Consider the following 22,048-nt stretch of genomic DNA (forward strand, 5'->3'; position numbering starts at 1 on the left):
TCGCGCCAACCGCTGTCCACTTCGCCCGAAAACGCTATGAACGCCGCGCGTCGCAGCGCCCGCCTAGCCCGCCCTGCTTCGCTGCTTCTGTGCCGCGACACCGAGCTCCGGCCAGTCGGCCGCAATGGCGTTGATCAGCCAGTTGCGATAGCGGCGGATCAGCGGCGAATCCCAACGGTCGGCGCGGGTGATGAAATAATAGATGCCATCGGAATAGGGCTGGAAGCTCGTATCGCCCTTGCCGATCTCCACCAGCCGGCCGGACGCCAATTCATGGGAAACGACCATGTGATTGGAGAGCGTCACGCCACGGCCGTGGATCGCGGCGTCGAGCGTCATATGGCCTTGCCAGAGCCGCGGCCCCCCGAGATCGAGCTCGTCATAGATGCCGTGAGCGGCGAGCCAATGCGCCCAGCCGTCGAAATCCTCTTCGTGCAGCAGACGCTGGCCCAACAGGTCGCGCGGCGTCTCGATCGGCGGCATCGAGGCCAGATAGGCCGGGCTTGCGACCGCGACGATCGGCACGCGCGCGAGCTCGGTGCAGCGCAACCCGGGCGCAAGCTGCAGCGGATTGCCATAGACCGACTCGAAGCGGATATCGATATCGGTCTCGTGCGAGGCGAAATCCGGCCGGCGATCGGTCGGGCGCAATTCGATCTCGAGGTCGCGATTTGCCTTCTCGAACAGCCCGATCTTGCTCGACATCCAGTGCAGTGCAAAACCCGGCGCGCACCAGATCAGGAGCCGGCGGTTGTCGCCACGGCGCATCACGTCGATGGTGGCATTGGCGATGGCATCCATCGCGGCGGCGATCTGTTTGTGATAGCGGACGCCCTCCTCGGTGAGCGAAATGCTCGATGACGTTCGATCGATCAGCTTGATCCCGGTCCAGGCTTCGAGCGTGCGCAAGTGGCGGCTGATCACGGCATGATCGCGCCCGAGGCTCTGTGCCGCGCGCCGCACGCCGCGCAATCGCGCCACCGCATCGAAGGCGCGCAGCGCTTCGAACGGCGGGATCGATTTGCGGGAGGGCGGATTGAGCGCCGGTGCGGGCGCCGATCCCTTGTCGTCATGCATGAATATCGGATTAGTCATCTATTATCTGCATTCGGTTAAGTGGCCGCCCGCCGGGCGAACCCTGACGGCACAGGAAAAGAAACGTTTCGCGAAGCAAGACCCATGCCGCAGTTGTACGACCTGCAGGTTCGCGCGGCTGCGGCAATATGACAGCCTATCACGGTGCGCGCTGTGCACCACCATGCCCCTCATTGGCATCTTCCGGCACCTCTCGATCGCGGTACGCTCGGGCTGTCTTACGATGGCACAGCGCCCGCGGCCTGCGCGGCCGGGAGCATGTTGCCGCCTTGCGAGGATCACGCCCCTGCCCGACCTGTTCCAACGGCCGAGATACCGCGACCCGCTCAATCCCGGAGCCCCGCTGCTGCCGCGCAGCGGCTGGAGCCGGCCGCCGATGCATCGCTGGACCTTCCAGCATATCCGCGAGATGACCCCGACCGCGCAGGTGTGGCGCGGGCCCGGCCCGGTGATGCCCTTGAGCGAAAACAGGCAGGAACTCGGGTCTGTCGCGTTTACCTTCGACGGGCGCGCGCTGACCTTCGACGGCTTCCTCGCCGACAACGCGACCGACGGCATGCTCGTGCTGCATCGCGGCGCGATCGTCTATGAGCGCTACTTCAACGATATGAAGCCGCACAGCCAGCACCTCTCGATGTCGATGGCTAAATCGATGGTCGGGATGGTGGCCGGCATCCTCGTCAGAAGAGGCGTGCTCGATCCGGCCGCGCCGGTTACGCGATATCTTCCGGAACTCGCGCGCACGGCCTATAGCGGCGCCACGCTGCAGCATGTGCTCGACATGACCACCGGCGTGGTGTTCGACGAATCCTACACGACACCAGGCTCGCACATGATGAAGCTCGGCTATGCCTGCGGCTGGCGCGTGAACGACAATCCCGACTGGCCGCGCACCCTATGGGAATTGATCCTCACGTTGACCGAGCAGGAGCGTCCGCACGGCTCCCTGTTTCAATATCGCTCGATCGAAACCGATGTGCTCGGCTTCGTCCTCGAGCGCGTCACGGCGACACCGCTGTCGGAACTGGTGAGCCGCGAATTGTGGGGCCCGATGGGCGCGCAGGAAGACGGCTACTTCACGGTCGATCACGGCGGCTTCGCGCTCGCCGACGGTGGCTTCTGCGCCAGCTTGCGCGACTATGGCCGCTTCGCCCAGCTCATCATCAATGGCGGGCGCCACGGAGATCGTCAGGTGATCCCGTCCTCCTGGATCGAAGAGACCCGCAACAACGGCAATACCGAACTGTTCCAGGGCTTCTTCCGCGAGACGCTGCCGGTCGGCGCCTATCACAACAAGTGGTGGATCGAGGATCCGAAGGGACGGGCAATGCTGGCACGCGGCATCTTCGGACAGTTGATTTACATCGATCCGGAATCCGAATACGCCTTCGTCAAACTGTCGACCTGGCCCGAAGTCACCAGCGTGCCGCGCGCCCGCGAGGCGATCGCCGCCGCGCATGCGATCCGCCGTGCACTTTGCGGGTAGGCCAGACGTGACACGGGCGCCGCATATCGGCCGAGGGGCCCTTTCATGATTCGCTTCCTGCTCGGACGACTGCTGCAGGCGGTGCCGACGATGATCATCGTCTCCGTCGCCATCTTCTTCCTGATGCGCCTGATCCCCGGCGATCCCGCCGCGGTGATGCTGGGCGATCTCGCGACGTCAGAGCAAGTCGAGGCGCTGCGCCGCGAGATGGGCCTGTCGGGATCGCTGCCGACACAATACGTCACCTGGCTCAGCCATATCCTGGCCGGCGATTTCGGGAAGTCGATCACCTCGGGCGATCCCGTGCTTCCGTTGATGCTCGACCGCTTCGCGGTCTCTGCCACGATCGTCGTCGCCGCGGTGCTGCTCGCCACGTTGATCGCGGTGCCGGCCGGCATGTTCGCCGCCTGGCGGCAAGGCAGCCTCGCCGACTACGGCCTCGTGGCGGCATCAACGCTATTGCTGTCGATCCCGAGCTTCTGGCTTGGCCTGATGATCCTCCTGGTGTTCGGCATGTGGCTCGAATGGTTCCCGGTGATCGGCTACGTGTCGCTGCATGACGACTTCCGCCAAGGCCTGATGTTCATCTTCATGCCTGCGCTTACGCTGATCCTGGTTGAGATCGGACCGATCGTTCGCATGGCGCGCGCCAGCACCATCGAGGTTTCGCGGCTGGAATACATCACCCATGCCCGCGCCAAGGGGCTGTCCGAGGCGGAGGTGATGTGGCGCCACGCGTTCCGAAATGCCTTCGCGCCGACCTGGACGCTGATCGGCCTGATCCTCGGCGGCCTGCTCGGCGGCATCGCCGTCACCGAGACGGTCTTCACCATTCCCGGCCTCGGCCGGCTGCTGGTCGAGGCGATCTATGCGCGCGACTATCCTGTCGTGCAAGGCTGCATCCTGTTCATCAGCGTGATCTACGTCGTGGTCAATCTGATCGTCGATATGCTGTACCCGCTATTCGATCCCAAGATCGCGCAATGACACGATTCCTTCCCCGGCTCGCGCGCGGACGCGCCAACTTGCTGATCGGTGGCGGCATCGTTGCCGTTCTGATGTTGCTGGCGGTGCTCGGTCCGTCACTTGCGCCTTACGACCCGCTCAAGCTGCATCTGCGCTCGGTATTGAAGGCGCCATCGGCTGCGCATCTGCTCGGCGCTGACGAGTTCGGCCGCGACGTGCTGAGCCGGCTGATGTACGGCGCCCGCACCACGGGCTGGATTGCGCTGGCGACGGTCGCGCTCGCGATCTTCTTCGGGCTATTGTTCGGCATCATCGCCGGCTTCCTGCGCGGCTGGACCGATCGCGTTCTCATGATCCTCAACGACTCGCTGCTGGCCTTCCCCGGCCTGCTGCTGGCGCTGTTCATCATGGCGATTGCCGGCGCCAGCCGCGAGGCGCTGATCGTCGCGCTGAGCATCGCCTATATGCCCGCCGTGGTGCGTGTCGCCCGCGGCACCGTTCTGTCGGTGCGCGAGCGCGAATATATCGAGGCGTCGCGGGTGATGGGCAACTCGGAACTGGTGACGATGGTCCGTCACGTGCTGCCGAACTGCATGGCGCCGATCACGGTGCTCGCCACCACGATGTTCGGCTGGGTGATCCTGTCGGAGAGCGCGCTGAGCTTCCTCGGCCTCGGCGTCCCGCCGCCGGCGCCGAGCTGGGGCAACATGCTGGCCTCCGGCCGTCCGTTCATCACGCAGGCGCCGTACCTGATCGTGCTGCCGGGCCTGTGCATCTCGCTGACGCTGTTGGGCATCAACATGCTGGGCGATGCGCTGCGCGACTGGCTCGATCCGAAGATGCAGGCCTGAAATCGATGACGTCACAGTCGAATCCGGAGCAAGCCGTCGTCGCAGCCGACCATCTGACGGTCACCGTCGGGCCTGGCGGCACCAGGATCGTCGACGATGCGAGCTTTGCGATCATGCCGGGGAGCATGCTGGCGCTGGTCGGCGAATCCGGCTCCGGCAAGACCATGGCTGCGCGCGCCGTGCTCGGGCTATTGCCGACACCGCTGATCGCAGCACCCGGCAGCAGCATCAAGTTCCGTCATACCGAACTGGTCGGCATTTCGCCTCCTGCATTGCGCAAGATCCGCGGCGAACATATCGGCATGGTGTTTCAGGAACCGATGGTTTCGCTCAATCCGTCGATGACGATCGGCCGGCAGATGGCCGAAGGGCTCGCGCTGCACCACCGTCGTCTCGGCCGCAACGAGATCCGCGAGCGCTGCCTGGAGATGCTGAAGCGCGTCAGCATTCCGAATCCGGTGCATTGCCTCGGCGCCTATCCGCACGAATTCTCCGGCGGCATGCGCCAGCGCATCATGCTGGCGTCGGTGATGCTGCTGAAGCCGGATCTTTTGATCGCCGACGAGCCGACAACCGCACTGGATACGCTGGTTCAGCGCGACGTGCTCGACCTCATGGTGGAGCTGACGCAAGAAAACGGCACCGCGGTGCTTCTGATCAGCCATGATCTCGGCATGGTCTCGCATTACGTGCGCGATGTGGCTGTCATGCTCAAGGGCAGGATTGTCGAACAGGGCCGCAGCGCCGACGTGCTGTCCGCGCCGAAGCACGAGTATACGCAGCGCCTGGTCGACGCGCTGCCGCGGCGGAGCGCCGGCGGCATCCGCCTCGCACGCGACGCCAAACCGTTGGTGGAGCTGCGCGACGTCGTGATCGACTATCCCGGCCGCGCGCGATTGTTCGGCCGCGGTGAGGCGAAGCGCGCGGTTGACGGCGTCAATCTCACAATCGGACATGGCGAGACGCTGGCACTGGTCGGCGGTTCCGGCTCCGGCAAGACCACGCTCGGCCGCGCCACCGTTGGCCTGATCGACCCGACGGCCGGCAGCATCTCGTTCCGCGGCGGACAGATCGTGACCTGGCGCGGCCGCGCCGCGCGGCTGCAGCGCGAGGAGATGCAGATCATCTTCCAGGATCCGTATTCCTCGCTCGATCCGCGGCAGCGCGTCGGCGATATCGTGGCCGAACCGCTACGGCTCGACACCACGATGGACCGCAAGGCTCGCTACATCAGGGTGCGCGAGGTGCTTGACGACGTCGGCCTGTCCGCGGATTTTCTGCGGCGCCTGCCGCACCAGCTCTCGGGCGGCCAGCGTCAGCGCGTGGCCATCGCCCGCGCCATTGCCAGACGTCCCGCCTTCGTCGTCGCCGATGAGCCGGTGTCCGCGCTCGACATGACCGTGCAGAAGCAAATCCTGACGCTGATCCGAGCGCTGCAGGACCGCTACGGATTCGCCTGCCTGTTCGTCTCGCACGATCTCGGCGCGGTTGAGCAGGTCGCGGATCGCGTCGCGGTGATGCAGAACGGCAAGATCGTCGAAGTCGGCAGCCGGGACGACATCTTCGATCGCCCTCAGCACGACTACACGAAGCGCCTGCTCAATGCGGCCATGCTGCTGGACCGCAGGTTCGACGGCGTGGCTGCGGCATCAGCAATCTAACCGACACCCAATCGCAAAAGAAAAGCCCGGTGCCGCCGCAAGGCACCGGGCTTTCGGCCCGCCGTATCGGGGAGACGTTACGGCTTCTTCCACACGCCCCAGGCGCGCGGCTTCTCGAGCGGCCAGGACTCGTAGTTGACGAGCTTGGGCGAGACCGCCTCGATCACGGGATAGTAGTAGAGCCCGAGCATCGGCACGTCCTCCGCCATCCTGGCATGGAGCTGCTTCAACAGGCTCTTGCGCTCATCGAAATCCGCCGTCGCCAACGCCTTGAAGTAGAGCGCCTGCGCGTCCGGACTGTCCCACTGCGACGTGGCCGTGACCGATTTCCTGCCGATCAGTGAGCCATAGATGATCATCGGGTCGGCGCGCGAGGAGTAGCCGAACGACTGCAACTGGAACTTGCCGCTCATGTAATTGTCGAGCTGGGCCGCCCAGTCGATGACGTCGAGCTGCACGTTGAAGCCCGCCGCCACCAGCATCGCCTGCACCATGACGGCGTTGTCATACATGCCGATATAGCGCTTGTTGGCCTGCAGCTTGATCGGCTCGCCCTTGTAGCCGGCCTCGGCCAGCAGCTTCTTGGCCTTGGCGGGATCGTAGGTAGGCCAGGTCTGGAAGGACTTGTCGAAATAGGCGCTCGACTCCGGCACGCCGGAAGGATTGAACTCGGTGAGACCTGCGAGCTTGGTCTCGGCCATCTCCTTGAAGTCGATCGCGTGGGCCAGAGCGCGGCGGATCTTCACATTGGAGAGCAGCGGATCGTTGGTCTGGACCAGGATGGCCGAGAGCGAAAGTCCGGGCGCCGTCTTGACGACCGCACCGCGCTTCTTCATGTCCTCCATGTGCGAGACCTGCAGATAGGTCACGACATCGACCTGCCCCGCGATCAACGCGGTTTCGGCAGCCGTCTTGTCCGGGATGACGACGAAGCGCACCTCATCGAGGTAGGTGGTGCGGTCACCGCTATAGCCGTCGCGCTTTGCCTTGAGTGGCACGTAATTGGCGAAGCGCTCGAGCGAGACGTACTGCTCCTTGCGCCACTCCTTGAGCTGGAACGGACCGCTGCCGATCGCCGAACCGGCAATCCAGTTGCCGTCGGCATCGACATTCTTCGGGCTCGCAATCCAGAAGTTGCAGACGATGTCGGCAAGGCGGATAAGGAACAGCGTGTTGGGCTTGTCGAGATTGAACACCACGGTGCGGTCATCCGGCGCCTCGACCGAGTCCACCTTCAGCCCGCGCGAACCGTCGAAACTGGCATTGCAGAGCCACGGCGTGCCGGTCTTGGCCGCGCCCATGCGGCGTTCCCACAGCCATTTGACGTCGGAGGCCAGCACCTTGTCACCGTTGTGATAAGTCGCGCCTTCCTTGAGCTTGAACGTGTAGGACTTGCCGTCCGGCGACACCTGCCAGCTTTCGGCGGCCGCAGGTCCGATCGTCATGTCGTCCTTGTGCGCGACCAGTTGCTCATAGATGTGGTTCAGGACCAGATCCGTGATGTTGTCGCTGCGGCTGGCGTCGAGGCTGCGGATATCGGCCGTCAGGACCACGCGCATGGTGCCGCCGCGGATCGGTTCCTCGGCGGCGGCCGCCCCGCCAAAAGTGAACGCTGCAAGCAGGGCGGCAAGGGCAGTTCTCTTCCTCATGCGGTTCTCCAAATCACGTTGCAACAATCATAACAGGCGGAAATGACGCGCCGTCTCCTCGAGTGCGTCAGCCAGCTTCTCGGCAAGCTCGTCGATTTCGGCATGGGTGATGACCAGCGATGGGCTCAGCACGATGGATTGGCCAACGGCGCGGACGATGAGGCCGCGGGCATAGCAGGCCTCGCGGCAGAAGATGCCGGCGCCTTCTTCGACCGTGAATGGTTCCCGTGTCGCCTTGTTCTTGATCAGTTGCAAGGCCGCCAGCGCGCCGATACCGCGTTTCTCGCCGACGATCGGGCTGTCGGTGAGCCTCGCCAAGGTCTCGTGAAGATAGGGGCCGATGTCCTCGCGGACCCGATCGACCAGGCCTTCGCGGGCGATGATGTCGATATTCGCGAGCGCCACCGCGCAGGCGACGGGATGGCCGGAATAGGTGTAGCCGTGCGCGAGATGCCCGCCGCCGCTGATGGTCTCGAACACGCGACGGTTCATCGCGACCGCGGCGATCGGCAGATAGCCCGACGACAGTCCCTTGGCCATCGTCATCACGTCCGGCGTGATGCCGAAGGTCTGCGCTCCGAACCAGGAGCCGGTGCGCCCAAAGCCGCAGATCACCTCATCGGCGACCAGCAGCACATCGTATTTGCGGCAAATCCGCTGGATTTCCGGCCAATAGGTCGATGGCGGGTCGATCACGCCACCTGCACCCTGCACCGGCTCTCCGATGAAGGCCGCGACATTCTCTGGGCCGAGCTCGAGGATGCGCTGCTCCAGGGCCTGCGCCGCCTGCAAACCGAATTCGTCCTTTCCCAGGGTGCCGCCGAGGCCGTACCAGTGCGGATGCACGATATGCGTGAAATCCGGCAGCGTGCCACCATCCATGGCGTGCATATGCGGCAGTCCGCACAGGCTGGCGGCAGCCAGCGTGCTGCCATGATAGGCCATCGTCCGGCTGATGAAGATGCGCTTGCGGGGTGCGCCCTGCAGCTTCCAGAAATAGCGCACCATGCGGACGACGGTATCGTTGGCTTCGGAGCCGGAGCTGGTGAAGAGAAAATGATCGAGCCCCTCGGGGGTCAGCGTCGACAGCCGATGCGCGAGCGCCGTCATGGCCGGCGTCGTGCTCTGGAAGTGGTTGCTGTAGAATGGCAGCTCCGCCATCTGCCGGGTTACGGCATCGATCAGCTCCTGCCGGCCGTAGCCGACATTCACGCACCACAGGCCGGCCATGCCGTCCAGGAAGCGGCGGCCGTCGCTGTCCCAGATCTGACAGCCTTCGCCACGCACCACGATACGGGTCTTGCCGCTGGCGATCAGCGCGGGATCGGTGAAGGAATGGACGTGATGCGCCCCATCGAGGGCCTGCCAATCGTCGGTCGTTCTTGTATCCAGCATTTTTCTCTCCGATGCCGCCGGCGGAGCCAAACTGGCCGGCATCATCGGGCTCGATCATTCAACCGCTGATGCAGATGCGGGAGATGCCAAAATGAGTGGCGCTGGTGACCAACAGGCACCAGACGGCAAAGCCGCGGGGTGCACGGCCGCAATCGATGCCGCAACGATCGCGGCGTTTGCGATATCTCGGAAGCAGCTTTCAACGTCCCGATAGGTCGACGATGCGCTCGTGATTGCGGCGTTCGTCGTCGAGCGTTTTTCTAAAATGCTTCCGTATGACATCGCCGCTCGAATTTTCGAATTGCCGTATTGCAATTGATGACCGGGACGATGACGTCCGTCAGATCTTCGTGAAGACCCTGCCGATTACGTACTCGTTACTTCTGATGATCCATACCAATGTATGACACCATCAACAGGCAAAGCGGTCCATATTGTTAGCCATCCGATAGTCGACGCCAGTCGAGCTTGAGATTTCAGGAGGCCAGATATGTCGTGCCATCCCGCCCTGCTCCTCCGAGAGCGATCCGTATCGATGTCTGCTGCCGAACTTCTGGATAACCGTTCGCCAAGTGCAGCACGGCCGGATACCCCGGTCATTGGCATCGATCTCAAGCATCTCGGCGTTTCTGTACGCGTTGTGCCGAATGCAGGCGCGCCTGAGACCGAGCGCGCTCTGCATATCGCGGCAGTGGGAAGGGATGTGGAGGCGTCACCGAGCTTCGACAGTCTCCTTGGCAAGGCAATCCGGGAGATCCCGGAAGCGCAAATGGACCAGGATCCCGTGGTGCGCAGGCTCTCCGAGGCGCTCGCCGCGGCGGAGCGGGATCAGTCGGAGTTCGGAGGAATCTACGCGGACGCCATCAGGCTCGTCACGGTGGCGAGGATGATCAGCGCCGATACGAAACCGGCCTCGCCTGCGAAGACCCATCAGGACGGCGGGTTGTCAAAGTGGCGCCTCAAGCGCGTCGTCGAGTACGTGGCCGCGCATCTCGATGAGAAAGTGACGTTGGCAGACATGGCCGGGGCAGCCCGGCTGAGCCGGATGCATTTTGCCGCGCTGTTCTTCCGCGCAACCGGACTGACGCCGCATCAATATCTGCTGAAGCAGCGTGTCTCGGCTGCGCAGGACATGCTGCGAACGACCGACAAGTCGATCGTCGACATCGCACTGAGCGTCGGGTTCAGCACCCAGGCGCACTTCACCACCGTCTTCAAGCGTATCGTAGGACAAACGCCCTTGAAGTGGAGGGAAGGCAGGCCGGCGGAGCCGCTGCTGCCGTCATACAGGAGAATCGGCGCTGACGAGCGAACCGTCGAGGGACCTCGGCCGATCTGACGAGCGCGTGGCGATGGTGCCGACCTGTAGGGTGGGCAAAGCGAAGCGTGCCCCACCGTCTAGTGCTTTGCTCGTGGTGGTGGGCACGCTTCGCTTTGCCCACCCTACGCATCTTCGGTGCCGGCTTCTCGATTGCATGACGCCATGGCCAAGCGCCGCATCGTGCACGAAAAAATCCATAGCCACGACAGCGCCGCGCAATCTTGGCCGCGCGTCGCTGCTGACCTGCCCTTTCATCGCATCTCTGGAATAGAAATAGCCAAGCCGCGGCGCCTGGACATTAAACCTTGGTGTTAACTGGGTACGACCTGCGCATGTCGCGAGCACCGCACGACTTAACCAACCAGTATAATCGACGATATCCCGCGCCCTTCGTAAAACACTGCATCGAAGCATTGCAGTGACCCGGTGATCGGGAGCGTGGAAGCCATGAACCGTCGATTGAAAAACTTCATTATCAGGCGCCTCGTGGTTATCCTGGTCTCGTGGCTGCCCGCATCGTCTCACTCGTTTGGAATCGAAAGGACGGATGACGCTGCCCTGCGCCACATCCGTCAAGCTCCCCTGAATTCACTGGCAAGCCGAAGCAGTTTGGTTTCCCTGGAATCAGGGCGCTGCTCGAAGGCGATCCTGCAACGGCAATATGATCGCGTCGTCAGCAGACGACCGGATGCGGCACAGGTTCGCATCGCTTAGACTAGAGCAGTGAAAGATGCCCGCTGATCGAAGACGACGATGGGGCGATATCTCAGGTACCTACTTCAAGGCCAAAGTCGTGGACGCGCGATAGAATACGCGTTTTCTTCGCGCGAACCGGTGTCCACCCTCGGATCGAGTCCGAGTGCATGCTTTGCTCGAAAACGCTCTAATTATCCCGGGCGGGCTGCTGATCCGCCAACACCTGCCGAACGCCAAGCAAATCGGCCATGCGCACGAGCTCGGCGAGCGATTTGGCCTGCATCTTGCGCATCATGTTGCCGCGGTGAATTTTCACCGTGATCTCGCTCAGCGACAGACGCCAGGCGACCTGCTTGTTCATCAGTCCTGCCGTGACAAGACCCATGACTTCCCGTTCCCGGGGCGTAAGAGAATCGTAACGCAGCCGGATGTCTTCGTCCCGCCGCGCTTCCGCGCGCCGCCGCTGATCGCGGGAGACGGCCTCTTCGACGGCCGCGAGAAGCGCTTCCTCTTCGAAAGGCTTGGGAAGGAAATTGACCGCGCCGGCCTTCATGGCGCGGACGGTCATTGGTATGTCGCCGTATCCGCTGATCAGGATCACCGGAATGGAGGCATCGCTCTCAACCAGTTCCTCCTGAAACTCGAGCCCGTCGGCTTCTCCCAACCGGATATCCAGGATCAGGCAGGACGCGGAGTTGATGGCATCGGATGCCAGGAACTCGCTGGGTCCTGCGAACGTCTCGACGGAGTAGCCGACGGCACGCAGCAGGCTGCTGAGCGAATTGCGCACGTCGGTGTCGTCGTCGACGACGCAGATGAGGGCGGTGCTGATCGAGCTCTGTGATGCACTCATGCTGTCCAGGACCGGGTCATTGGAATGTCGGGGGAGGTCCTTGCGAAGGGTCGCCCAGGATTGCTTCCACGTCGTGGAGCAGGATCTCGGGATCGACGGGCTTGTCAACGAAAGCCGCGGCTCCGAGGCTCTTTGCCTCGGCGCGCGCTTCCGGCGTCGAATAGGCCGTCATGACGATCACGGGGACGCCTACTCCCCGGCGCCGCAGTTCCCGGTGCAGACCGAGACCATCCATCCCCGGCATGTGCAAATCGGTGATGACGCAATCGACCTTCGCGACCGAGGACGACTCCAGGAAGTTCTCGGCCGCGCCAAAACTCTCCACGCGCAGGCCTACCGAGCGAAAAAAGCTCGATATGCTTTCCCGCACGTCGTCGTCATCGTCAACGATGCAGATCGTGGATCCTTGTGGCACTAGACAGCTCCTCCCGGGCAATTCGCCCGGTGTTTCCGTCGGTATGACCGGATTCTGTCCATTTTCCCATCATATCAAGATATTAGGTTTCGACCAACGCGCCTCCGCCGGGATGTTCAATGGGAGCGTGAACCCCACGGTTGCCCCCCATCCGTCATTGTTGGAGGCCGAAACGCGCCCTCCCTGCCCTTCTATGATCGTCCTGCAAATGGATAGCCCAAGGCCCATTCCATCGGACTTGGTGGTGAAAAACGGCTCAAAGATACGCTCGGGGTTGCCCTCGATCCCGGTGCCGCTGTCCTCGACGGCCACTTTGATGAAATTCTCGGCAGTGCCGTCGATCTTGACACGGATCTCGTGCGGGCGGTCGGCGATTCCCCTGGTAGCATGGAGCGCGTTCATCAAGAGATTCACGATGACCTGCTGCACCTGCACCCGGTCACAGATGATCGGGCCCCCGATATTGGCTTCCTCGACGCGGATGGTCGCCGCCGCAGCGCGCGTTTCCCGCGCCAGCAGGGAAACCGCATCCTGGACAAGGGCGCCCATATCGACGGAGCTGACCTGTGGCGCGGTCTTCTTGGCGAGCGCGCGCACCCTTCCAACCACCTCCGCGGCGCGGTTGCCGTTCGAGACGATCTTGTCCAGGCAGTCGCTCACCTCCGTGAGGTTGGGATCGGGCCGGGTAAGCCAACGCTTGCCCGATTTGCCGTAGTTGATGATGGCCGCAAGGGGCTGGTTGACCTCATGCACGATCGAACCCGCAAGCTGGCCCAGCAGGGCCACGCGCCCGGAGTGAGCGAGTTCGACGGAGGTCTGCTCGATCTTCGCCCGAGCTTCGTTTCGCTCGGTGACATCGAAGGCCATGAGCAGCACCCTGGACCAGTCCTGTCCGTCCGGCAGGACGGATACGCGCAGTACCGCATCGATGATGCGCCCGTGCAGGGTGGCGCACCGCGTCTCGATCTCCGCAAGCGAAGAACCGGCGGCCAGCAAAGCAAAGATGTGCGCGAGGGCCGGTTCGGAATCCGGCAATTGTCCAAGCATGACATTGCTATCGGCCAGATCGGCCACCGTATCGGCTTCAAACATTGCGAGCGCGGCGCTATTGGCGTTGTAAATCCCGATTTCGTTGGCCGCCGCGCGCGAAATCTGCGGATTCGACAATAACCACGATTTGCAGTCTTGGTCCGGCGCTTTGCTGTCCAAAATCAGCCGCATGGCCTTGCTCAAGTCGCATTCCAGGGCGGCAAAACCCGCCGAGTTGAAGATGGTGCTGTAACGCTGCTCGGAGCTCCGTCTTTCCGCCAGGGCACGGCGGCTCTCGGTCAGATCGGCGCTGGTCTCGATGATGCCGACGGGTCGACCGTCCGGATCTCGTCGCTCGAGCCAGCGGCTGGCCAGAATGAGCCGCGTGCCATCTCGCCGCGTTCGGATGATTTCGCCCGACCAGGTTCCATTCTGCTCAAGAGAGGCATTTACTTCCTCTGCCGAAACGATCGGCTCGAGGAGGTCGCTGCAGCGCCTGCCCAGCGCCTCGCCACGCGTCCAGCCATAGAGCCTCTCTGCGCCTTCATTCCAGTACCGGATGATGTCTGATCGGTCCCGAACGACGACGGTGTCGTGCGAGAGTTCGAGAATCCTTGCCTGCTCAGCCAAGGTGGTTCTCGCGGACCTGTCCCTGAGCGACAGCAGCACCGTGATCGCGATAGCGACGAGACTGACGGCGTAGCGCAGATGCGCCCCTCCGAGGGGATCGTCCGCATGCCCGATAAGGAACGCGATCGTCGTGAGCACGGCCGTGACACAGCCGCTGCCGATCACGAACCTGCGGCCGAGCGGCGCAAGCGTCAGCACCACGCCCGTGTACAGGACCGCGACGGCGCCATCGATCGGGCTCAACGCATCCGCCAGGAAAATCAGCGCCGACGCAACGACAGCCGCGGCAAGTGCGAACTGCCCTCTCCGGCTGCGGATCGCCTTGAAACTACCCTGCTTTGGACCAGTGTTGGCCGCCATGTCATCCCTCATCAGGCCGCGTTCCAGAGCCGACTTTTATCGTGTCTGGCCGCAAGAATGATCATACCTAGGTTTGAATTCTCGTTCCCCTGTTTTGTCTGTACCTGGGAGCTCGAGCCGCATCCGCGGGCACCGTGCGAATTTGAAACGCTCATGCGAACCTCGGAAGACAGGATTTCAGTTGGCCGCGCAACCTTCAGTACACGCTTCGCCCGAAGCCGCACCATTCCACGAACGAGTTTCTGCCAAAGATCAATCCAGCATTGACGCGTAGTTCGTGACCGAGGGCGATACGCGCGTTGGGAAAGCCGATTCATCATGTTGAAATCAGCAATCGTCGGAGTCGTGGATTTTTGTGCGCAGCGGCGCTGGTGGGTTCTCATCATCGGAATCCTGCTCGCGGTCGCAGCTCTCGCCTATGACGTCACGCGCTTCGCGATCACGACAGACACGGACAACCTGATCTCGAACAACCTTGCCTGGCGTCAGCGTCAGTCGGCATTTTCCGAGGCATTTCCGGACAAGGGAATCCTGGTGGTGGTCTCGGCACCGACGCCGGAAAACGCTGAAGCGGCGACAAGCGCGCTGACGCAGGAACTCGCCAAGCATCCGGATTTGTTCCGCGCGGTTGTCCAGCCGGACGGAGGCGAGTTCTTTCAGCGCAACGGGCTCCTGTTCGAACCGCTGCCCAGCGTCAAGAAGTCGATCACGGGATTGTCGAGCGCCGACTTTCTGATCGGCTCGCTGGCGGCCGATCCGACCCTGCGCGGCGTGGCGAAAGCGCTCGGCTATGCGCTCGACGGCGTCGAGGGCGGAGACATCAAGCTTGACCAGCTCACGTGGCCGCTCTCGCTTGCCGACAAGACCCTGAGTGACGTGCTGGCCGGCAAGCCGGCGACATTTTCGTGGCGGGCGCTGGTGCAGGGCTCTGAGCCGCAGGCGGACCAATTGCGCCACTTCATCGAGGTCGAGCCGATCCTGGATTTCTCCGCGTTGCAGCCGGGCCGCAAGGCGACGGACGGAATCCGTCGTGCCGCAGCCGATTTGAAACTGGGCGAGACGTTCGGCGCCAACGTGCAGCTCACCGGCACGGTGCCGATGAACGACGACCAGTTCTCGGTGATCCGGCAAAGCGCGCTGCGCGACACGTTGACGGCCTTGTTCGGAACGCTGATCATACTGTGGCTGGCGCTGCGTTCGTGGAAGATCGTCACCGCGGTGTTTTTCAGCGTGATCGTCGGCCTCGCCGTCACCGCTGCCCTTGGCATCGTCATGGTCGGGGCCTTCAACCTGATCTCGATTGCATTCTTCGTCCTGTTTGTCGGGCTGGGCGTGGACTTTGGCATCCAGTTCAGCGTCCGTTACCGCTCCGCACGGCATGAGTGCGGCGATCTGCGGGAATCGCTGCGACGGGCCGCGCGCAAGGTGGGAGCCCCTCTCTCGCTGGCTGCCGCGGCCACCGCGGTGGCGTTCTTCTCGTTCCTGCCGACCAGCTATCGCGGCCTGTTCGAACTGGGTCTCATTGCCGGATGCGGAATGTTGATTGCCTTCCTCTGCAGCATCACGCTTGTCCCGGCGATGCTGGCGCTGCTAAAACCGCCAGGAGAACTGGCGCCGGTCGGTTTCAGCAGCCTCGCGCCGCTGGATGATTTCCTGCAGCGGCATCGCATCGCGGTGATCGCCGGCACAATCCTTGTGGTCCTCGCCGGAACGCCGCTGCTCCGTCACCTTCCGTTTGATTTCAACCCGATCAACCTGCAGAATCCGCACGCCGCATCGGTCGTGACCTATCGCGAGTTGCAGGGCAATCCGCTGACCTCTGGCGACGATGCCGAAGTGCTGGCATCATCACTGAGCGAAGCTGACGGCATCGCCAAGCGGCTGGCGGCGCTGCCCGAGGTCTCGCGCACCATGACGCTCAACAGCTTTGTTCCTGATGATCAGGATCAGAAGATTGCCGTCATCAAGGCCGCTGCCCCACGCCTCCATGGCGCGCTCAATCCGCCGCGCGATCCGGCGCCGACGGACAAGGACACCGTGGATGCCATCCGCTCGACCGCGCAACATCTCTCGAAAGTCGCGGGCACCGCGACCGGCCCGGGCGCTGAGGCGGCGCGACGCGCTTCCGATTTGCTGACGCGCCTGGCGCAAGCCGACGCCGCAACGCGAGCAAGCGCCGAATTGGCGTTCGTCCAGCCGTTGAACCACGATCTCAACCAGTTGCGGAACAGCCTCGATCCGCAAACGGTGACCATCCAGAACCTTCCGGCCAGTCTTGTTCGCGACTGGCTGTTGCCCGACGGCAGGGCCCGCGTCGAGGCGCTGCCGAAAGGCAATGCCCAGGATAACAGCGTCATGCGTGGCTTCGCGACGGCGGTCATGGCCGCGGAGCCTTCGGCCACCGGCCCCGCGATCAGCCTCTATCAATCGGGCAGGACAGTCATCGACGCTTTCATCGAAGCGGGCGCGCTAGCGCTTGGCGCCATCGCGATCCTGCTGCTGATCGCGTTGCGCCGTGTCACGGATGTGCTGTTGACGCTGATACCGTTGCTGCTGGCCGGCGCGGTCACGCTGGAGATCTGCACGCTGACCGGCACGGCGATGAACTTTGCAAACATCATCGCCTTGCCGCTGCTGCTGGGCGTCGGCGTCGCGTTCAAAATCTATTACATCATGGCCTGGCGCGAAGGGCAGACAGGCCTGCTACAATCCAGCCTGACCCGCGCGGTGATCTTCAGCGCCATGACCACCGGGGTGGCGTTCGGAAGCATGTGGGCATCGAGCTATCCGGGCATGTCGAGCATGGGCAAGATGATGGCGCTCGCGCTGCTATGCACAATGGCCGCCGCCGTGCTGTTCCAGCCGGTCCTGATGGGACCGCCGCGCCAGGTCAGAGCGGCCTCGGCGCAGCGGTCGGCCGCTCCATTGCCTCGCCCTGCGGAATAAATCTTCCCCTGGTCCGATCCAGGGATCAGTTGCGACGGTTTTTCTGAAAGCTCGGTTGCATTATAGCGAACCGGTTCACATTCAACGTCGGCTCTGTCATGCTATGTTCATATATCGCAGCCGGACGGAGGATCGGGCGACTGCTGCTTGAAGGGGCGAAGCTGCATCTGGCCATCGTGACCGAGCGAAAATGGTGACGTGCTCGCCTGCAACATTGCTGGAGGTTGACCATGCATTCCGTTTCAGCCGAATGGCAATCCGCTTCAACAGCTCCCTCTGACGAGGATCTGGAAATCTGTACATTGAATTATGATGGCATGGTCCGTGCGCTTCCTTTTCCTTGCCGCAGGGACGGAGCCAACTGGATCGATCGTTCGGGCGGAATGCACGCCGACATTCATCCGACCCAATGGCGCAAATGGACTGGGCCAAACTAGCGCCCGTGAGGGCGAGCGCGGCCTGGCCTTGGACTGCGCTACCGAAGTTGCGTGCTGACAGAGCCCGATCTGCAGCCAACCGAATTCGGTCTGGAAACATCGACCACAAGTTTGTCTCGCATGTTCCCGCTACCTAAGACATAGTGAGCCTCCCGTACGCCACGGAAGTGAGGGCTCATGAACCGAAGCCCGGTGCTGATAGACCTGGCCCTCCAGGGCGGAGGCTCGCATGGTGCGTTCACCTGGGGTGTCCTCGACCGGCTGCTTGAAGAGCCCTGGATTCAGATTGCGGGCATATCCGGGACATCCGCCGGGGCGATGAACGCCGCGGTGCTGGCGGACGGCTGGACGGAGGGCGGCGCTGCCGGGGCACGTGACGCCTTGGACAAATACTGGCGGAGCGTCTCGCGCGCCGCTGCATTCAGCCCGCTGCAACGCTCGCCGCTCGACCATCTCATGGGACGATGGTCGCTCGACACCTCTCCCGCCTATCTCTTCACCGATTTGATGTCGCGGGTGCTGTCGCCCTACGACCTCAATCCGCTCGGCTTCAATCCACTGCGAGAGATACTGGCCGGGGCCATCGATTTCGAGCGTCTTGCTCGCGCGCCCATAAAGCTCTTCGTCACCGCCACGCGGGTGCGGACCGGTCGCGGACGGATCTTCCGCAATGCGGAGATAAATGCGGATGTCCTGCTGGCGTCGGCCTGCCTGCCAACGATGTTCCGCGCCATCGAGATCGACGGCGAGCCCTATTGGGACGGCGGTTACGCAGGCAACCCTACGATCACGCCGCTTGTTCGCGAGACCGATGCGCGCGACACCATCCTCGTGCAGATCAACCCGACCGAGCGACCGGAGCAGCCACGCACCGCCGCTGAGATCCTCAACCGCCTCAACGAGATTTCGTTCAATTCGCCGCTGGCGAAGGAACTGCGGATGATCGCGCTTCTTCGTCAGGTCGCCGACCCCGGTACTGGCGAGGGCGCCCGTTGGGCACAGATGAAGACGCACCGGATCAAGAGCGACATGCTTGCGGCGTTCGGCGCGTCATCAAAGCTCAACGCCGAATGGGCGTTCACATCCAAGCTGCGTGAGGAAGGGCGGCGAGCCGCCAATGAATTCCTCGACACGCACGGCGCCGATCTCGGCGTGCGTTCGACTGCCGATCTCGACATCTTGCTGACGGAGTGCTGAGGCCATGGGGCTTCTCGGCATTCTTGTCGGGCTTGGTCTGCTGATCTGGCTTGCTTTCCGCGGCTGGAGTGTCCTCCTGCTCGCGCCGATCGCCGCGCTGATCGCCGCAGCCTTCGATCGTCAGCCGCTGCTCGCCAACTGGACGCAGACGTTCATGAGCAGCGCGGCGGAATTTCTCGCACAATTCTTCCCGATCTTTCTGCTTGGCGCCGTCTTCGGGAAGCTGATGGACGACAGCGGTGCGGTCGTCGCGGTCGCGAACTTCATTACCCGCGCTCTCGGCGAGCGCCGGGTCATCCTTGCCGTCGTGCTCGCGGGCGCATTGGTCACTTACGGCGGCGTCAGCCTCTTCGTCGCGTTCTTCGTGATCGTTCCGATGGCCCAGTCGCTTTTTCGCAAGGCGGCGATTCCGCATCGCCTCGTGCCTGCCGCGGTCATTCTCGGCACCTCGACTTTCACCATGTCGGCGATGCCTGGCACACCGTCGATTCAGAACGCCATCCCCATGCCCTTCTTCGGCACGACGCCCTTCGCCGCTCCGGGCCTCGGAATTATCGCGTCGATGATCATGCTCGGCATCGGGCTATGGTGGCTTCATCGCGCCGAGAAAGCAGCGCGACGCGCAAATGAGGGCTACGGCGACACCCCATCGCCACCTCCCGAATCTGCAGCCGAGGATGAACGATTGCGCGGGCGGGCTGCGACCGCGCGGGAATTCGATCCGGCGGAGATCCGCCACGGGCACCACAGCGAAGAGGCGGCGCCGGTTTTCAACGCCATGCTTCCCTTGATCGTTGTTGTCGTCGTCAATCTCGTGATGTCGCTCCTCGTCCTGCCGCGGCTCGACTTTTCTTTCCTGGCCGAGCAGCGCTGGGGGAACACCTCGCTATCAGCCGTTGCCGGCGTCTGGTCAGTCATCGTCGCGTTGGCGGCCGCAATTGCGACAGTCATCCTCTGCAACTGGACGCGACTGCCCGCACTGCGGCAAACCATGGATGCCGGGGCCAATGCGTCCGTCCTGCCCGCATTGAGCGTCGCTAGTCTCGTGGGCTTCGGCGCCGTCGTTGCCTCCCTCCCCGCCTTCGACATGGTGCGGGATTGGGTGTTGGGCATAGAGGGCGGCCCGCTGGTGTCGCTTGCGGTCGCCACAAATATGCTTGCGGCGTTGACAGGGTCGGCTTCCGGCGGCTTGACGATCGCTCTCGATGCGCTCGGTCAAACCTACATGGGCATTGCCGCGCAGGCGGGGATTGATCCCGGAATTCTACATCGCGTCGCAGTGATCGGTGCCGGAACGCTGGACATTCTGCCCCACAACGGCGCCGTCGTGAGCCTGCTCGCGATCTGCGGCCTGACGCATCGCAAAAGCTACCTCGACATTGTGATGGTCGGCATCGTGAGCTCCGTTATCGCTCTCGCCGCTGTGATCGCAATCGGCACCGCGTTCGGGTCGTTTTGACGCCGCAAAGCGACGGCACTGCTTGATCCTGTCGAAGAAGCGTTCGAGGCGGCTGCAGGCTCCATAGAGGTGAAATCATGGAAGACATGAAAGTCACAGCCACCGGGTACGACTTTCGGACTGCCCACGCTGCCATGCAGCGGTACGTTGACGAGAATCTTCTTGCTGGATTCTCTTCCGCAGTGCTCGTCGGCAGAGATTTGGTAGACGTGCAATGCATTGGCTGGGCCGACAAGGAAGCTCAGATACCATTGCGGGTCGACCACATATTCCGCGTCTTCTCCAACACAAAGCTGATCACATCCTGCGCCGCGCTTCTCTTGTTCGAAGAAGGCCGCTTCCAACTGGATGATCCGATCGAGCGGTTCATTCCGCAGCTCGCGGACCGTCGCGTGCTGCGCCCCGGCGCGACGTCATTGGACCAGACCGAGCCTGCTGTCAGGCCGATCACCATTCGCCATCTGTTGAGTCACAGTTCGGGGCTGAGCTACGGTCTTCTTGACCCGGGCACCTTGATTTTTAATGCGTACAAGGAGCGAAAAGTACTCAATCCGGCGACCACGCTTGCGGAAATGATGGACGTATTGGCCGAGCTGCCGCTGGTTTTTCATCCCGGAACGTCATGGGAATACTCGGTGGCCACCGACGTCCTGGCACGTCTTGTCGAAGTGATCAGCGGCCAGCGCTTCGATGCGTTCATTCAATCGCGTATTCTGGGCCCGCTTGGCATGGCGGACACCGGATTTGTGGTGTCGGATCGCGATCGCCTCGTCGCCTATTATGCCGGTGCCGACCTGGTCGACCCCGGGAAGCCGGGACTTACTCGCGCAGATGACGCGCCATATCCGGGGGCTTATCTGCGTGCTTTCCCGAGGCAGAGCGGCGGCAGTGGGTTGGTCTCGACCTTGCCGGACATGGTGGCGCTCATTCGAAGCCTGCTGCCGGGTGGTCCGACTTTGCTGAAGCCGGACACGATCAAGCTGATGATGACCAACCAGCTACCCGAGGCTGTGTGGCTACGCTTTGCGGCCTACGGAGAACTTCAAGGCAAGGGGCACGGGCTCGCGGGAGCGCTGATCCTGGAGCCTTCCGCGTTCGACCATCCGGACGCGGGAGGCGAGCTCTTTTGGGGCGGGCGTGGTGGCACCCAATGGTGGATTTCGCCTAAAACGAATACCGCTGGCTTGATCATGGCGCAGCGTGAGATGGGGCATCCATTTGTCGTCGAGTTCAAACGGCTCGCGTACGAAGCGGTGAAGCGCAAGGGCTGATACGAATGGCCTCACAGTCGCGCTGCCCGATGCTTACGACTAGGGGCGTGTACTCATAAATCGGGAAGCTGCGGATCAGGGCACGCTTGAGGTCTGCTATGCCACCAAGAGCGGCGCGAAAGCGGACATCGCCGGAGGTCCGAGTCGGGCCAGAAGCGGACCGTCGTGCCTGGTATGAATGCAGGGCGCTGGCGTAACGCCTCAGCGTCGAGTACCTCTGGACGCGCCGATCCCAAAACCAGGAATCACCGTCGTGCGCCCACTATCCCCCTCAACCATCCATCCCCCTTTGGCGCGATATAGCCACGGGTATTCCGTGCCAGCGGGCCAC

At 62.9% G+C, this 22,048-nt stretch carries 17 protein-coding genes; 11 read left to right on the forward strand and 6 right to left on the reverse strand.

Annotated features, from left to right (window positions below; translation table 11 throughout):
• Nucleotides 1-63 precede the first annotated feature (63 nt).
• Nucleotides 64-1,095: a LysR substrate-binding domain-containing protein gene (locus tag OZ411_RS33195; protein ID WP_207234421.1), complete on the reverse strand. Its 1,032-nt coding sequence runs from the start codon at nt 1,093-1,095 to the stop codon at nt 64-66.
• A 376-nt stretch (nt 1,096-1,471) separates the two neighbouring features.
• On the opposite strand from OZ411_RS33195, the gene OZ411_RS33200 reads away from it, so the two are divergent.
• The 4 genes from OZ411_RS33200 to OZ411_RS33215 are packed head-to-tail and all read left to right on the forward strand — an operon-like array spanning nt 1,472 to nt 6,059.
• Nucleotides 1,472-2,581, forward strand: coding sequence for a serine hydrolase (locus OZ411_RS33200; RefSeq protein ID WP_282531314.1), 1,110 nt, complete (start codon nt 1,472-1,474; stop codon nt 2,579-2,581).
• Nucleotides 2,582-2,626: 45 nt separating this feature from the next.
• Entirely contained in the window at nt 2,627-3,568 is a 942-nt protein-coding gene (locus tag OZ411_RS33205) for an ABC transporter permease (RefSeq protein ID WP_130577984.1), read from the forward strand.
• Nucleotides 3,565-4,398, forward strand: coding sequence for an ABC transporter permease (locus tag OZ411_RS33210; protein ID WP_282531315.1), 834 nt, complete (start codon nt 3,565-3,567; stop codon nt 4,396-4,398). The genes OZ411_RS33205 and OZ411_RS33210 overlap by 4 nt, the downstream gene beginning before the upstream one ends.
• Nucleotides 4,399-4,403: 5 nt before the next feature.
• Nucleotides 4,404-6,059: a dipeptide ABC transporter ATP-binding protein gene (locus OZ411_RS33215; RefSeq protein WP_282531316.1), complete on the forward strand. Its 1,656-nt coding sequence runs from the start codon at nt 4,404-4,406 to the stop codon at nt 6,057-6,059.
• A gap of 77 nt (nt 6,060-6,136) precedes the next feature.
• On the opposite strand, the gene OZ411_RS33220 is transcribed toward OZ411_RS33215, so the two are convergent.
• Together OZ411_RS33220 and OZ411_RS33225 are read right to left on the reverse strand one after the other, a co-directional pair.
• Nucleotides 6,137-7,708, reverse strand: coding sequence for an ABC transporter substrate-binding protein (locus OZ411_RS33220; RefSeq protein WP_282531317.1), 1,572 nt, complete (start codon nt 7,706-7,708; stop codon nt 6,137-6,139).
• Between the two features lie 27 nt (nt 7,709-7,735).
• The gene (locus tag OZ411_RS33225) at nt 7,736-9,103 is read right to left on the reverse strand and encodes an aminotransferase (protein ID WP_282531318.1); all 1,368 of its coding nucleotides are present in this window, start codon (nt 9,101-9,103) and stop codon (nt 7,736-7,738) included.
• Nucleotides 9,104-9,638: 535 nt separating this feature from the next.
• Here OZ411_RS33225 and OZ411_RS33230 point away from each other — a divergent pair.
• From OZ411_RS33230 to OZ411_RS33240, 3 genes are all read left to right on the forward strand, one after another.
• Nucleotides 9,639-10,442: an AraC family transcriptional regulator gene (locus OZ411_RS33230; RefSeq protein WP_282531319.1), complete on the forward strand. Its 804-nt coding sequence runs from the start codon at nt 9,639-9,641 to the stop codon at nt 10,440-10,442.
• A gap of 144 nt (nt 10,443-10,586) precedes the next feature.
• Nucleotides 10,587-10,739, forward strand: a complete 153-nt coding sequence (locus tag OZ411_RS33235; RefSeq protein ID WP_282531320.1) for a hypothetical protein — start codon at nt 10,587-10,589, stop codon at nt 10,737-10,739.
• Between the two features lie 132 nt (nt 10,740-10,871).
• Entirely contained in the window at nt 10,872-11,138 is a 267-nt protein-coding gene (locus OZ411_RS33240; RefSeq protein ID WP_282531321.1) for a hypothetical protein, read from the forward strand.
• Between the two features lie 169 nt (nt 11,139-11,307).
• Here the strand turns inward: OZ411_RS33240 and OZ411_RS33245 are convergent, their stop codons facing one another.
• From OZ411_RS33245 to OZ411_RS33255, 3 genes are all read right to left on the reverse strand, one after another.
• Nucleotides 11,308-11,973 carry a response regulator gene (locus OZ411_RS33245; protein WP_282531322.1) on the reverse strand — a complete coding sequence of 222 codons (666 nt, stop codon included), beginning with the start codon at nt 11,971-11,973 and terminating at the stop codon, nt 11,308-11,310.
• 16 nt (nt 11,974-11,989) lie between these two features.
• A complete protein-coding gene (locus tag OZ411_RS33250) occupies nt 11,990-12,388 on the reverse strand; it encodes a response regulator (protein WP_282531323.1) in 399 nt (132 codons plus the stop codon).
• Between the two features lie 69 nt (nt 12,389-12,457).
• Nucleotides 12,458-14,407, reverse strand: coding sequence for a PAS domain-containing sensor histidine kinase (locus OZ411_RS33255; protein WP_282531324.1), 1,950 nt, complete (start codon nt 14,405-14,407; stop codon nt 12,458-12,460).
• 318 nt (nt 14,408-14,725) lie between these two features.
• On the opposite strand from OZ411_RS33255, the gene OZ411_RS33260 reads away from it, so the two are divergent.
• The 4 genes from OZ411_RS33260 to OZ411_RS33275 all read left to right on the forward strand — a co-directional run bounded on the left by OZ411_RS33260 (nt 14,726) and on the right by OZ411_RS33275 (nt 21,717).
• Nucleotides 14,726-17,353, forward strand: coding sequence for an MMPL family transporter (locus OZ411_RS33260; RefSeq protein ID WP_282531325.1), 2,628 nt, complete (start codon nt 14,726-14,728; stop codon nt 17,351-17,353).
• A gap of 614 nt (nt 17,354-17,967) precedes the next feature.
• Entirely contained in the window at nt 17,968-18,987 is a 1,020-nt protein-coding gene (locus OZ411_RS33265) for a patatin-like phospholipase family protein (RefSeq protein WP_282531326.1), read from the forward strand.
• 4 nt (nt 18,988-18,991) lie between these two features.
• The gene (locus OZ411_RS33270) at nt 18,992-20,446 is read left to right on the forward strand and encodes a GntP family permease (protein WP_130577996.1); all 1,455 of its coding nucleotides are present in this window, start codon (nt 18,992-18,994) and stop codon (nt 20,444-20,446) included.
• 77 nt (nt 20,447-20,523) lie between these two features.
• Nucleotides 20,524-21,717, forward strand: a complete 1,194-nt coding sequence (locus tag OZ411_RS33275) for a serine hydrolase domain-containing protein (RefSeq protein WP_282531327.1) — start codon at nt 20,524-20,526, stop codon at nt 21,715-21,717.
• Nucleotides 21,718-22,048 lie beyond the last annotated feature (331 nt).

Origin of the sequence: Bradyrhizobium sp. Arg237L (assembly GCF_029990105.1) — a bacterium.
Classification (GTDB): domain Bacteria; phylum Pseudomonadota; class Alphaproteobacteria; order Rhizobiales; family Xanthobacteraceae; genus Bradyrhizobium.